The 13844-nt window shown below is 37.6% G+C and carries 14 protein-coding genes; all 14 read right to left on the bottom strand.

What is annotated here, in order from left to right:
• Positions 1-13: 13 nt before the first annotated feature.
• The 14 genes from HZ311_RS09345 to HZ311_RS09280 all read right to left on the bottom strand — a co-directional run bounded on the left by HZ311_RS09345 (position 14) and on the right by HZ311_RS09280 (position 13680).
• On the bottom strand, positions 14-634 hold the full coding sequence (locus tag HZ311_RS09345) for a P-loop nucleotide/nucleoside kinase family protein (protein WP_041684352.1): 621 nt from the start codon (positions 632-634) through the stop codon (positions 14-16).
• A 1-nt stretch (position 635) separates the two neighbouring features.
• Entirely contained in the window at positions 636-1505 is an 870-nt protein-coding gene (locus tag HZ311_RS09340) for a class II fructose-bisphosphate aldolase (RefSeq protein ID WP_023518997.1), read from the bottom strand.
• Positions 1506-1528: 23 nt separating this feature from the next.
• Positions 1529-1921, bottom strand: coding sequence for a hypothetical protein (locus HZ311_RS09335; protein WP_023518996.1), 393 nt, complete (start codon positions 1919-1921; stop codon positions 1529-1531).
• 19 nt (positions 1922-1940) lie between these two features.
• Complete coding sequence (locus HZ311_RS09330) at positions 1941-3230, bottom strand: PTS sugar transporter subunit IIC (protein WP_023518995.1); 1290 nt, start codon at positions 3228-3230, stop codon at positions 1941-1943.
• Between the two features lie 25 nt (positions 3231-3255).
• Positions 3256-3558, bottom strand: coding sequence for a PTS sugar transporter subunit IIB (locus HZ311_RS09325; RefSeq protein ID WP_010736508.1), 303 nt, complete (start codon positions 3556-3558; stop codon positions 3256-3258).
• 18 nt (positions 3559-3576) lie between these two features.
• Entirely contained in the window at positions 3577-5658 is a 2082-nt protein-coding gene (locus HZ311_RS09320; protein ID WP_178946638.1) for a BglG family transcription antiterminator, read from the bottom strand.
• Positions 5659-5934: 276 nt separating this feature from the next.
• Entirely contained in the window at positions 5935-6579 is a 645-nt protein-coding gene (locus tag HZ311_RS09315; protein ID WP_023518993.1) for a DUF998 domain-containing protein, read from the bottom strand.
• A gap of 191 nt (positions 6580-6770) precedes the next feature.
• Positions 6771-7511: a sugar isomerase domain-containing protein gene (locus tag HZ311_RS09310; protein ID WP_010736512.1), complete on the bottom strand. Its 741-nt coding sequence runs from the start codon at positions 7509-7511 to the stop codon at positions 6771-6773.
• The gene (locus tag HZ311_RS09305; RefSeq protein WP_023518992.1) at positions 7512-8762 is read right to left on the bottom strand and encodes a PTS ascorbate transporter subunit IIC; all 1251 of its coding nucleotides are present in this window, start codon (positions 8760-8762) and stop codon (positions 7512-7514) included.
• Positions 8763-8766: 4 nt separating this feature from the next.
• Complete coding sequence (locus HZ311_RS09300; RefSeq protein WP_023518991.1) at positions 8767-9048, bottom strand: PTS sugar transporter subunit IIB; 282 nt, start codon at positions 9046-9048, stop codon at positions 8767-8769.
• Positions 9049-9060: 12 nt separating this feature from the next.
• Positions 9061-9492, bottom strand: a complete 432-nt coding sequence (locus HZ311_RS09295) for a PTS sugar transporter subunit IIA (RefSeq protein ID WP_023518990.1) — start codon at positions 9490-9492, stop codon at positions 9061-9063.
• Positions 9489-11129, bottom strand: coding sequence for a BglG family transcription antiterminator (locus HZ311_RS09290; RefSeq protein ID WP_023518989.1), 1641 nt, complete (start codon positions 11127-11129; stop codon positions 9489-9491). Before HZ311_RS09290 ends, HZ311_RS09295 begins: the two co-directional genes overlap by 4 nt.
• A 229-nt stretch (positions 11130-11358) precedes the next feature.
• Positions 11359-12594, bottom strand: coding sequence for a serine/threonine transporter SstT (sstT, locus tag HZ311_RS09285; RefSeq protein WP_023518988.1), 1236 nt, complete (start codon positions 12592-12594; stop codon positions 11359-11361).
• Positions 12595-13086: 492 nt separating this feature from the next.
• Positions 13087-13680 (bottom strand): hypothetical protein, encoded by a 594-nt coding sequence (locus HZ311_RS09280; RefSeq protein WP_023518987.1) that lies wholly within the window; start codon positions 13678-13680, stop codon positions 13087-13089.
• Between the last annotated feature and the right edge of the window lie 164 nt (positions 13681-13844).

Here is a 13844-nt window from a genome sequence, read left to right as displayed (position 1 = left end):
TAGATATTATTTTTTATTGGTCATTCGCCACTCGCCACTCTAACTCGTTTAACAGTGGCGTATAATCCACTTTGGTGAAATCAGTCACATCGAATGTATAAAGCGTTCCAAGTTCAAAGTGTTCATACTTTCGATCATTTATAACAGCTCTAAATTCTTCTTTGGTGATATGATTGGTTCCTAACGATCGATCGTCCAACGTATCCCCATAATGATAATGGTCCATGATATAACTCAAATGACGTTCAGGATCACGATCTCTTTTATAACGTCGTTGCCATAGTACATCAAAGTCTGCGTGCAAGCGAATCGTGATCACTTCATATCCATATTTTTTTGATAACGCTCCTAATGGTCCTTTTTGTTTGTCACTGAAAGGATACTCTGAAACAATCACTTTCTTCCCTGCTTCCATGTACAGTTCCAATGCCTGATAAAAGAATGGATACACCTTGTTTTTTTCTTGCTCTGCTCGTTCAGCTAAATTATCGAACCCAATTGATTCAGCGTAATACTCTTTGACTTCATCTAAGGTAAGACGATACATCGTTGGAAAACGTTCGAACAGTCGTTCCATCAAATAAGTTTTTCCTGTCCCAGGACTTCCTGCCAAAAGAAACAAATATTTTTTCATTTTAGCTCTTTCCTGCATAGATCTCACTTCCTGTATTCAAAAACAGGCCGATTTTATGTTTGATGATTGCCTTTACTGCTTCGTTGGCTGGAATCACGTTGTGGCGTAATGATCGGCTGACTTCTGTTTCCCCAAAGCTTTCTTTTGCTGTTTTCGTCCAGTTAACAAGTAGCTCTGTCCCAACATTGAATTTACGGATTCCATGGTTGATCAACTCTGGATAATCTTCCTCTTTCACTCCAGTACCGCCGTGGATGACCAAGGGAACATCGACTACTGCGTCGATTTCTTTCAGGAGTGGTAGATTGACTTCTGTTTTTGATTTGAATTGTCCATGATTTGTTCCAATAGCAATTGCTAATGCGTCTACTCCAGTTGCTGCTACGAATTCTACCGCATCTTCGGGTTTCGTATACACTTTATCATCTTCTGCCACATGGATTCCTTCTTCCGTCCCACCAATCGTCCCTAGCTCCCCTTCCACTGAGACACCACGAGCGTGGGCGTATTCAACGACTGCTTTTGTTTTCAAGATATTTTCTTTAAAAGGTAAATGGGAACCATCATACATTACTGAAGTATAACCGCTATCGATTGCTTGCTTGATATCAGAGAAATCACGCGCATGATCCAGATGAAGAACAGCGTCCACCATTTCTTCTTCAGCGATCGTTTTCACTACATTGACTAAGACATTCATCCCAATATATTTCGCCGTATCCACACTTGTTTGGATAATGATCGGCGCACCCATTTCTTTGGCTGCTCGTAACATTTCTGGCAACATCTCTAAGTTATGCGTGTTGAATGCGCCCACGGTAAAATTCAAAGCTTCTGCTGTTTTTGTTACCTCTTTTAATGTCGTATACATTTTTTTTATAGCCACCTTTATTCTTATTTATTCCCTGTAATCGTAAGTTGTTTAGCAATTTGTCGCATCTCGTCCATTTTCCCCATATAATGATCAATTCCTTGATCGTCCCCAGCTCGTGCAGCTTCTGCTCTTTTTGCATTATATAAAGACATCAACTTCTTGTACCCATCATTGATACTTTTCTTCAGTGATAAACTTTTCTCAAGGTGTTCGATTGCCTGATCGTTATCCCCTAACTCAGCGAGCTTTAGTCCTACTTGTTCAAAAAGAACCGCTCGTTGGTCTGTTTCTTCTGTCTGGTCGATATCTTTCTTTAGTCGTTCGATCGTTGTTTGAAGTTCTTCTTTTTCTTCGATGGAAAGCGTCTGTATTGCTTCAGGTTGCTCTTTTTTCTTTTTCAAAAAACCAAACATTATGCTCCCTACTTTCACATTAGAATGCTTTTAAAATCGGACTTAAGATCCAAGCGTACAGTAGCGCTACCACTACTGTATCGACATCTGTCGCTGTCGCACTAACAAATCCCATTGAATTGAAAATCGTTACTAATAATGCTGGCAACAAGGTAATAAAGAAGCCATGAGCGATTCCACCAATGATTGCTCCTCGTCGTCCCCCAACTGCATTACCAAAAATACCCGCTGTCCCCCCAGCAAAGAAATTCGTCAACATCCCTGGCAGAATCATCGCTAATCCAAACATCGGCAACGTAAACATCGCAATGACCGTACCGATCGTTGTTGTGATAAACCCTAAAATCACTGCATTCGGACTATAAGGGAAGAACACCGGACAATCTAACGCTGGAATCGCATCAGGAACTAGTTTCATCGCAATCCCACGAAACGCTGGAACGATTTCGCCTAGTAATAAACGTACCCCTGAAAGTAATACGTATACACCAACAACAAACTGGATGGCTTGTAAAAAGGCAAACATGATATAGTTTTGACCTCCTGATAGCTCAGCCGCAAACGTCTCTCCTGCAAACAACACAGTCACGATATAAAGTGGCACCATCACCACCATGACTGATAAATACGTATCTTGTAAAAATTCAAAGTGAGCAGGCAATTTAATGTCTTCAATCGATTTCTTGTTCTCGCCTCTTTCACCAAAGATTTTTGCTACCCCAGCCTCAAATAAATAGCCGATCGTACAAAAATGCCCTAAAGCAATATCGTTTGAACCGGTGACCTTACGGATGATTGGTTGCGCCATCGCTGGCATCGCAATAGCAAACACTGCCCCAATGAAACCACCAACTAAAATCAAGACAAACCCACGTAACCCAGCGAAGTACCCAAATACAGTGGTCATCGTCGCCATCCATAAGATTGCTTGACCAGTCAAGAAGATATATTTCCACTTCGTAAAACGGGCAAGTAAGATATTAAAGATAAAAATAGCTAAAAAGGTTAACGCGATATCTCTACCTAGACCAAGTTCATTCATTGCTTGACCATTGATTGCTTCAATTGACGGGATGATCCCTTCCATTTGGAACCCTTCGGTAAAAATTTGCCCAAAATACGTCAAACTACCGACGATGATACTCGAACCCGCACTTAAAACTTGAAAGCCTAGCAATGTTTTCAATGTACCCGAAATAATTTGACCCGTTGATTTCTTTTGCAGGATCAGCCCTAGCATCGCAATCAAGGCAATCGTGATCGATGCTTGAGTCAAAATATTTTCGATAATAAAATTGATAACGCCCATGTTTTCTCCCCCTATTTTTTCTTGATTAGATAGCTCCCTTACTTTGTAAAACTGGTGTTAACTTCTCTTCGATCTCAACTTTTGAGACGATATTTTTCAAGTAAATCATGGCTGTTGTCGGATCAATGGTAAATTTTTCAAATTGTGAACGAAAATTCTCTGCGGTAATGATCACATCTGGCTTCATCGAAACGGCCGAAGAGATATCGCAGTGATCCAGCTTAGCTGTTACGCCTAATTTATTCAATACATCCTCGGCTGACATTTGAGCGGCAAAACTACTTCCTAGTCCTGCGCCACATACAAATAAAATATTCAATTTGTTCATTCCACTCTCTCCTTTTAGCTACTTAAATAGTCGTTTTTTAAATAAATCTACATTTGAACTTTCGATCAAACGAGTCAATTTCGTTTCGTCATTGATCAACTCGATCAACTCCTTCATGATGGTTAAATGGGAATATGAATCTACTGCTGCTAAGCAGAAAATGATTTTTACTGGGTCCATCTCTTCATTGCCAAAATCAACTGGCTGACGAATTGTCGCGACACTCACGCCTAACTTATTGACGCCATCTTCTGGTCTGGCATGGGCTAATGCCAGATTCTTGCCAATAACGATATAGGCGCCATACTCTTCTACTGCACGGACCATCGCATCAACATAACTTGACTCAACGATATTTTCTTTCAACAATGGTTTAGCCACTCGTTCAATCGCTTCTTGCCAATTGTCTACGTGTTCTTGGATCAATATATGATTATCTGTCAAAATGTCTTTTAGCATTGGTTGGATCTCCCTTTTATTGATTTCTAAATGATTTTGCTCAAATAATGTTTCTAATTTGGTGTAGATTGGCCGATCAATCTTGCCTCCACTTTCTTCCACGATCCGCAAGACGTCGGTAAACAATTCTGTTTGCCCACTCTCTGTCGGAATCAGTCGTTGGACCTTTTGGTGAGCATTTAAAAAATCTGCAATGATCGGACGATTCGCATCGGTTAAAATAGGCTCCAACACAAGCAGTGGTTTGTTCTGATCTGATAATTGGAACGTACTGAAAATCAAGTCGACATCTAACTTATCCACCAACTCCGCTTCTTTAGAACTCAATACCACGACAACTTCAATTTGTGGGAACTTCTCTTTTAAATTTTCTGCTAATAGATTGCCTGTTGCCAGTCCATGGTGACAAACCACCACTGATTTATACATGTACATGACATTCTGTTTGATCGTGCTAGCAATCGTCGAAAAATGGATCACTAGAAAAGCAAGTTCATCTTCGATTATCTCTCCACCAATGACTTCCTCGATCGTTGGGACAAATAATTCAACTGCTTCATAGATGGGGCGGTAATTGGCCCGAATATTTTCTTTCAAAGGATTCGTGACTTGGATTCGATGTTTGATGCGAATGATCAAAGCCGTCATATGTTTATAAAGATTTTCACACAGGATTTCTTCTTTTAAGTGAAATGGGATACGGGTCTGTTCCTCGACGAACTGGATCAGTTGGATCGTCAACAGTTGGGCTTGGACCCATTCCAACGAATTACTGATATCTTTTGAACTGAATGTCTCAATCGTAAAACGAAGGTAGTTTCTTTCAACCGGTGGAACGTCTGTCAAGCGAAACTCAACGATGACTTTTTCAATAAAATCAGTGAAACAGTCTTTTTTTTCGTTATTATTTTTCCAATTGATTGCTGAAATAAGTTCATGCTTTCTGACTCGCTGGACCCAGATCATTGTAAACAGCAACAGTTGATTTTTGTAGATATCATCTTCTTGTCTGATCATAGTATCTGTATAGATGGCTTCGAGCTTTACAATCTCCGAAGGTGAAAAATACTGTTGGAAAATTCTTTGAGCCGCAGTGATTTTCGTACCGTTTCTTGCTGAAAAATCAATTCTCCCTAGATTTTTATTAATCAAGTCATAAATCATCGTGCGGATGGAGCGCTCCGCTCCTTTATAGACCAATCCCTGTCTGCCAAAACTCACGATTTCGATACCGTATTTGATCAAATCCGCTCGCAAACGACGCATATCTTCGTCCATCGTACTTTTCGAGATCATGAATGCTTCTTCCTTACGATTCAAATAAACTGGCTGTTGCTCATAAGCAATTGATAACACTAAATCAAAGGTCCTCTCGTCACGATTCAACAACTCCTCTTGATAAGTCACCAATGCTTCTGTCAGTCTTTTTTCTTCCTCATCGCTTAAACGCAACAGAAACCCTTGCTTACGAACCGTTTGGATCTCTGCTAATTGATTGGCTCGCAACCAACTGTTGACATCCAGCACATCTTGACGAATCGTTCGTTGACTGACTTGATACTCTAACGCTAATTGTTCCGCTTTGATTGGATAATGATATGCTCTAAATCTTTGAAGTAACTCAATCGTTCTCGTTTTCATATGATTGATTTTCCTTTCTGAACCAAGTATATGTTTGCGCTTCCAAAATAAAAAGTAGAGATTTCTGCCAATTAAGTTGGCAGAAAAGTAAGAAAGCCTGTACTAATTTTTCAAGCAAGAATGTAGCAGAAGTACCTACTTTCGAGAAATGAGCCGCACAAGTCGAAAATAGTCTCTCCTATTTTTGGCTTGCGCGGCTCATTTCTCGAAAAAATCCTCTTCAGGAAGCTCGCTTATTCGATTGTTTAGAAATAACCATTTCGCTCACCCAAACAGCTATTTTGTCACTCGTTTTAGTTGGTTGGTACCTACTGATATGATCGTTAAATAATTGAAGAAGTAACTCAATCTTTGACAAAAACCTAGTTTATCTAATAGTGGAAGGTGATTCAGCACTGGGATCCTTGCCAGTCCGTAAATCATCGCACTCAGCAGACTCAAGCTGATTAAAACGATATACACTCGACTGATTGGTTGATTCGCTTCTTTTCGATAGAGCAATAAAGCAAAAACCGGAAATAAAAGAAAGCCACTATAACCTAAACTAGAACCAACATTATGTACCCACGTTGAGAAATCCCACGAAGTAGCTTGGGTGTTAAGACTAAACAATCCTGTAAAAAGGCAATCGCCTATCGCATAGAAACCTAGTGAAACAACCAACCATTTCGCTAAATGAGTAGATACTTTTTCAAACGAAGAATACAGCGCAGGTAAGGATAAGCTAAAAAAGATGCCTGAAAAAACAGAACAAACAAGAAAGAATGTTCTCACTGGACTTGTGACGTCACCGAATACACTGATTGGCAGCCTTAATTGATCTAAACCTGGATAGAACAAGCCCAAAATATAAGGTGTTGAAAAATCACTCAACACTCCTAGAAATAAAAAATAAAGCCCATAACGTCGTAAAAAAACCATGTACTCCTCCAAAACACTTTTATTCTTATATACAGAATAACATTTTCAATTTAATTGCAAAACAAAAAATCCTATTGATTCTGTCACATTCAGTGGTTTAAAATCAAAGGATTTTTTGCTTTGATAGAGCTTATTAACTATATTCTCAAAAAAGTTATCATTTTAAAATCAATGGTTCACGACGAGCTAGTTTAAGTGAATGGATAATGAATGACCTCTTTGTACGTTTCAAATAATTCAGCATTCAATTGATCGCCACCGTCTATATTGGCAGAATAAAAAATCGGTGGGTGTTTCACTCCCTCAGAAATCAACTGTTCACAAACTTCTACGATGATCGTATTGAGAATGGTCCCTCCAATCACCGTAGAAGAAGGCCCGACCTTTTGTGATAGCCCTGTTAGTTCACAACACGCATCTCCGATATCGCCGTGGTTATCGATCACGATATTCGCAATTTCAAATAATCGTTCCCCTGATGAATGGCGACTAGTTACAGATTTCGAGTAGGATACATTTGTTAGTGCGATGATTTTTACTCCTTTTTCTTTTGCCACTTTAGCTAAATCAATAATGATCGGGTTTCTGCCAGATACTGAATGAAGAATTAATACATCATTTTCTTTAAAAGGAATCGTTCCGGCTAGGGCCATTCCATAGCCTTCTAATCGCTCCATTTGACTCGTAAAGGTTACTGGATTTCGATCCAACATCACTTCTCGTCCAAATATTGCATTGATCGTCATCATTCCTCCAGCACGGTAATACATTTCCTCTGCTAAAATACCCGCGTGGCTGGCACCAAAAATATAAATAGAATGTTTTTGTAAATTTGATTGAGTCAATAATTCAATCGCTTCTCCAATTGATTGCCTTTCTTTTTCTTCGACAATTGTTAATAGTTCTCTGATTTTATCCATGTAACGAAACATTTAAAACCCTCCAAATAAACTGCTGATTCCTCGTCCAATCATTCCCCACAATGACAAATCGTTTCCGCCAAAAATCAAGATCCAACTTTGGATCGTTGTACTGAAAATCATGGCAGAAAAACCAACTAAAGCAACCATTGTGACAGATGCTGCAATCGTTCCGAGAACTGCCCCACGAAAACCGCCTTGGCCTTCACCAATGACTGCGGCTCCACCACATTCAAAGAAACTTGTAATGACCAATGGTACGATCAGTACACCAAATAACTGGAATGAATTTGCTAAGACAACTAAAATCGTTGAAGTGATCATCGCAACGATAAAACCAATAATGACCGCATTCGGACGATAGTTGAATAGGATCGGGACATCAAAAGCAGGTTTCGCACCTGGTACCACTTTTTCAGCAATCCCTTGGAAAGCTGGAATAATTTGATTAATCAATAAACGAACACCATACAACATGATCAATAATCCAGCACCGAAATTCAACCCAGCTTCAATGGCAAACATAACAAGATTCCCACCTTCTGGAATCAAAACTGGTGCGATGATCCCCACTACCACATTCATAAGAAACATGACCAATGCTCCCGTGATCGAAATTTCACGAAAAAATGAAAGGTTCTCTGGAACATTGATCTCTTCTGTCGATTTTTCTTTATTTCCCACACGCTTTGCCACAAATCCTGAAATCAATGATAAGATCCCTGTCGGATGACCGATCAAGAAAGAATCATCACCGGTAGCATCCCAAACATATTTGCGCATGATCCATGGCATGAATGACCAATAGCAAGCAGACAATAATGCACTAATCCCAATCAGTAAAGTACCAGTTAGACCAGCCTCTACTCCGGCAGCTACAAATACAAATGGGAACCACCACAGCATATGTCCAGTCAGAAAAATCGTTTTGACTGGTGTAAAACGAGCAATCAACAAATGGATGATCAATCCTAAGAACATGGCTAAACCGACTGTACCACCGTATTCTGCTGTAAAAGTCACATCAGATAACCCTTCAGTAACTTGCACACCTAATTGTGTCTGGACCGCCGTATTTATAGGAGCTATCGTCCCTACCAACATATTTACACCAGCCGTTAAAGCCACCATCCCAAAGGCTGCGGTCAAGGAACCTTTAATGATTTCTGAAAATGACTTTCGTTGGATGATCAAACCGATCATCGCGATCAGGGCTAAAAGAACAGGTGGATTTTTCAAAATATGATTGCTAATAAAATTCATCAGTCTAGCCCTCCTTATTTGCTAAATATTGTTCTAATTGTGCCTTTACTTCATTTGTATCCATATATTTTTTGATTGGATAAACAGGCGCTTTGACCGAAGCTTTCAGTTCTGGTAGTAATTCATTACTAGTAAAATAAACATCTGCTTGAGTCGCTTTTGCTGAGGATAAATCAGTATTCTCTACTGTAGCTTTGAGCCCTAGTTCTTTGATCACCTTATCAATCGACATTTTTAAAACCATTGAACTTCCAACACCAAATCCACATACTGCTAAAATTTTCATTTTTTTTCCTCCTTAGGTTAGTAATTGGATTATTTTTTCCTTATTTCCCGATAAAATAGTTTGATACTTCACTTCATCCATAAATATGGACATGATTTCTTGCAATTTATCCAGATGGCTCTCACTATCTTTCGCAGCTAAGATCAAAAATATTTTCACCGCTTCGTCTTTCATATCTACTGCATTTTTTACGACTAAAAGACTCATGCTTTGTTCATTCACTCCTACGCCTGGTTTGGCGTGCATGAGGGCAAAATAATCGGTTAAAACCATATATGGACCATGCTCTTCTACACTTTTGATCATATTATCCATATAAGTATGCGTTATCATTTTGCTTTTTAACAAAGGCTCACTTGCAATCTCAACGGCAGTCTCCCAATTTTCCACTGTATCGATTACTTGGATCTGCTCTTTTGCCAATAATGGATCAATTCTACTCATTCTTTTACCTCCAACATTTTTGAGATGAACCAGTTTTTATCACCTATCCCTTGCATGATCAGTTTCATCACTGCTTCAACTTCTTTCACATCTTCTTCTCGGATCATCAATAATACGATGATATCTGCTTTTTGATTTCCCCAATTAACTGGTTTATCCGCTACTAATATCGCAATAGCAGTCTCTTCTACGAATAGCGGATTACCATGAGGAATCACAAAACCATTATCGAGATAAGTAGATTGGATTGCTTCTCGGTCAAAAACCGACTGGGTGTATTGTTGTTTCTTATAGTCATTTTTAAAGTTTTGCTGCTCCATCAGAAAATGGATTGCTTCTTCTTTTGACCCATAATGACCAAAATAAATATTGGACGCAAGCAATTGTTTTGTTTTTTCAGGTAAGATCCGCCTTTCTTTCATATGCTCATGATCAATCACTAAATCGATATAATGATTCATGATTCGTTTCATATCGCGACTAGTCACCATGGGTGAAATTCTGACGACAGGCTTTGATTGCTTGGGTATATCGACTGTAGAAATAATAAAATCAATTTCTGATAGATCCATGTAAGTCAACTTATCAATAGAGGCAGTTTCAATGCTGTCAATATCAGGTAAGATTCTTCGTATTTTGGCTGAAACAAATGAACTTGTTCCAATGCCATTCGGGCAGACAAATAATAATTTGTTTAATCGTTTGATCCTCTCGATAGCAGCTTGAAAATGAATGGTGACAAACCCAACTTCATCCTCAGATAGATTCACTTCACTTGGCCAACGAAAATCTTTTAATGCAAACCATACAACCCCATAAATGGACGGATAATTTTGTTTGATTCCATCAATCAATGGATTGACGATCGTTGTTTGCGCTTCAATTCGTAAAAGTAATTGATACAGATGTACTAGAAGATCTTCTTCTAGACGGTTATCTTGTGTTAAATCAATCTGGATACCTTCGCTAACCTTTTGGATCAATTGTCGAATTTTCCCGCGAAAAGCAAAAGGAATATTTTCACTTTTCATAAAGAATTTCAAGCCACTTCCTACGATAATGTAAGTTAAATATTGGACCTCTTCTTGTGTGAACTGATAAATTTTCTGGTCCTCTAATTTTTTTAATAGTTCATACACCAGCGGGTACTTATTGAACTCCAAGAAATATTTTCCATACTGATTCTTACCGATCAAATCTATTTTTTCACCCATTTTTGAGCGTTGGATAATCAATAAAATTGAAATCACAATGCTTTTGAAATAACTTTCTGGAATCTCCATTTGTTTTTCGTTGATTCCTTGACGAAAAGCTTGCTCGATTCTTCTTAAAAGCTGCTGATCTATTAGTTCTGCTACCACTTCTAGTTCATTGAAATGATTAAGGATGGTCCGCTTCAACACACGTTGGATTTGAATTTCATTTCCTTCAAAAAATGTTCCCGAACGATCAAATGTCAAATTCAATCCTTCTTTGGTAAAAATATCTTTCACATAAGAAAGATCATTGGCAATACTACTTCGTGAGACAAAGTATTCATCAGAAAGCTGTTGGTAACTTAAGTGTTCAAAATTCAACAGTCGATTGAGAATGGTTATTCTGCGCATTTTATTTTCCTGATAGTGCATAACTTTCATTTTCCATCACCTTCTATGTTTACTATAATTTTTCAAACAACCGATTAGAAGACCACAAAAATCATTAAAAAATAATGAGATAGTATGCACATTACTAATCGAAGTCTTTTTTTAGTATACTCAGAAACAACTAAATAATTCTACTCACAGTAAAAAATATGAAAAAAGCCAACAGACGATTGCTGTTGACTTAAAAAATGTAATTTGAAATGATGGTAGAAAGATGCCTCTATTGCAATTCACTCAAACGACTTTTGATCGAAACATCCTCGCCATTTCTTTTTCTAGCACCCAATTCACCAATTGCGGTGAATAGTAAGTCACTGGAAGAATTTAAAGCTGTCTCAACTGAGTCTTGGATGACCCCAATAATAAACCCGATTCCTACCACTTGCATCGCAATATCATTTGAGATACCAAATAAGCTACAAGCCAAAGGAATCAATAGTAATGAACCCCCAGCTACTCCAGATGCACCACAAGCAGCTAAAGCCGCCAAGATGCTTAAAATCAATTTTAAGGCGAAAGAAGCTTCGATACCTAGTGCTTGAACAGTCGTTAACGTCATCACTGTAATCGTCACTGCTGCTCCCCCCATATTGATCGTTGCTCCTAATGGAATCGAAATAGCATAAGATTCTTTTGTTAATTTCAGTTTTTCTGCCAACATCATATTGATCGGAATGTTCGCCGCAGAACTACGCGTAAAGAAAGCAGAAATTGCACTTTCTTTTAAACAAAAGAAAATTAATGGATAGGGATTTTCTTTGATAAACAAAAAAGTAAGTAATGGATAGATGATCAAAGCAACAAAGAGCATCGTACCTACTAACACAAGAACTAATTGGAGATACTCGGTCAGTCCAGAAAGACCTGTTGTTGCAATTGATTCATAAACTAACCCCAAAATACCGATCGGAGCGAAAGAAATAATCAATTGAACCACCTGTGACAATGCGACCGAAATCTGATCGATAACTTCTTTCGTTGCTTCCGTACGTGCCCGCAATGCCAATCCTAATAATATCGCCCAAAATAGCACACCTAAATAATTAGAGTCAATAATTGCTTGAATCGGATTTTGCGTGACATTGGTCAGCATCGTTGATAAAACAGTCCCAATATTTTGAGGCGCTTGTTCCGAAGCAGTTTCCTGCAGAGTGATCGGTACCGTAAAAATCGAACTAGTGATCACCGCCACAAAAGCCGCGAAAAAAGTCCCCCCTAAATACAATCCTAAAATCGGTTTTACAAATGTCTCATTCCCCATTTTATGTTTTGCAATTGAAGCTGCAGTCAAGAAAAACACTAACAGCGGCGCAATCGCTTTTAAACAACTAACGAACAACGTTCCTAATAAAGCAATAAATCCCCAGGTCGGTAAAAAAATACCTAATATTATACCAATTAAAATACCGCAACCAATACGTTGAACTAACGACATGTCCAAGAATTTCTCTAACAAACAATCACCCCTTTATAGTTTAACAACCATTTTAACATCTTCATGAGAGAAACAAAAGAGTAATTTTCAGAAAATTCTTATTATTTCGCATATCTATGTGTCCCTTAAAAAAATAACGAACGATTTTGATTTGGAAAAATAAAAAACATCATTGTAATCTTAGGCATAAATTACGAATCCTCTTTCTCAATCCCCCACGATGATACCTTATCAAATAATTATTACAAGATTCCTATGGAACAATGAATGATTTCCTAATTTTTCTTTATTTGGTAGGATTTCTTGATAGATACTCAAAGATACAGCACCTATGTTCCTAAATACTTAAAGGTGGACTAAAAAATAAATACACATTCTATATAAACTTAAATTTTGGAAATTCTAGTAGTCATATTCTTTCTTTTCAAACGTTCTTCTGTTTATTCCCGTAATAGATTAGAATAATGGTTTTAAATGTACAATCATTTCAATTGATAATCTTTCATGTGATTTTTATCTTTTTTCAATTTGATATTTAGAAGATACATCTGGGACTTCTCTAAAATTTGATATGATTTTTCCAAATATTAATGAAGTTGTAGGTGATACTAACAAAACAAAAATAACCTCCCAAAAGTCACCTGATAAAATTGCTGATATAAATAGGTAGCCTACAAATATACCATATACACATGAAAAAAAATTACTCTGAACAACATAGATTTTTGACCTTTTATTTTCAACAAGTACTAACTGTACAATTGTCGTATCTTTAACTAGTTCTTTCACTTTCTTATTGTTATGTAATAGTCGACAGGTTGATATTATTCCATATGTACTAAGAAGACTAGCAATCAATAGAGCTAAATATATTGATTCAAGATAGCCCAAAAATATAAGAAAAGGACTAATTACAAAAACACTGAAAATCCCATAAGATTCAGGAACATAAAATTGTATTTCAGGTGTTTTTTTACCTTCAAAAATTTCTGCTGATCCAGTTACTTTATATGCAGTCCAACTTTCTTTCGGAGCGTTGTTGTAAAAGGTACTAAACGGAAAAAAGTTTCTCAGCCTCATTAACTTAAAATAATCAACAATGTACAATCTATCATTTAATTCCAGTAAATAATATCTGCTATTAATTCTTTTAATCTCTTGGGCACAGTTGTTTCCTATCCTCTAAAGCCTCCTTCAAGTTTCTCAGTTGATTCTGAAAAATTTAGCACTATAAGCTATTACTTAATTAGTTTCAAAACAGTTCTATAGTA

This window comes from Enterococcus mundtii, from assembly GCF_013394305.1.
Lineage (GTDB): Bacteria > Bacillota > Bacilli > Lactobacillales > Enterococcaceae > Enterococcus_B > Enterococcus_B pernyi.
Note: the sequence above shows the minus strand (reverse complement) of the source record. Positions and strands in the feature narration are given on the sequence as shown.

What these genes read in the sequence shown, in the direction of transcription:
- HZ311_RS09325 (WP_010736508.1), bottom strand. Translation starts at nt 3,558, where the DNA reads ATGAACAAATTGAATATTTTATTTGTATGTGGCGCAGGACTAGGAAGT.
- HZ311_RS09300 (WP_023518991.1), bottom strand. Translation starts at nt 9,048, where the DNA reads ATGAAAATTTTAGCAGTATGTGGATTTGGTGTTGGAAGTTCAATGGTT.
- HZ311_RS09295 (WP_023518990.1), bottom strand. Translation starts at nt 9,492, where the DNA reads ATGAGTAGAATTGATCCATTATTGGCAAAAGAGCAGATCCAAGTAATC.
- HZ311_RS09335 (WP_023518996.1), bottom strand. Translation starts at nt 1,921, where the DNA reads ATGTTTGGTTTTTTGAAAAAGAAAAAAGAGCAACCTGAAGCAATACAG.
- HZ311_RS09290 (WP_023518989.1), bottom strand. Translation starts at nt 11,129, where the DNA reads ATGAAAGTTATGCACTATCAGGAAAATAAAATGCGCAGAATAACCATT.
- HZ311_RS09310 (WP_010736512.1), bottom strand. Translation starts at nt 7,511, where the DNA reads ATGTTTCGTTACATGGATAAAATCAGAGAACTATTAACAATTGTCGAA.
- HZ311_RS09305 (WP_023518992.1), bottom strand. Translation starts at nt 8,762, where the DNA reads ATGAATTTTATTAGCAATCATATTTTGAAAAATCCACCTGTTCTTTTA.
- HZ311_RS09340 (WP_023518997.1), bottom strand. Translation starts at nt 1,505, where the DNA reads ATGTATACGACATTAAAAGAGGTAACAAAAACAGCAGAAGCTTTGAAT.
- HZ311_RS09320 (WP_178946638.1), bottom strand. Translation starts at nt 5,658, where the DNA reads ATGAAAACGAGAACGATTGAGTTACTTCAAAGATTTAGAGCATATCAT.
- HZ311_RS09330 (WP_023518995.1), bottom strand. Translation starts at nt 3,230, where the DNA reads ATGGGCGTTATCAATTTTATTATCGAAAATATTTTGACTCAAGCATCG.
- HZ311_RS09345 (WP_041684352.1), bottom strand. Translation starts at nt 634, where the DNA reads ATGAAAAAATATTTGTTTCTTTTGGCAGGAAGTCCTGGGACAGGAAAA.
- HZ311_RS09315 (WP_023518993.1), bottom strand. Translation starts at nt 6,579, where the DNA reads ATGGTTTTTTTACGACGTTATGGGCTTTATTTTTTATTTCTAGGAGTG.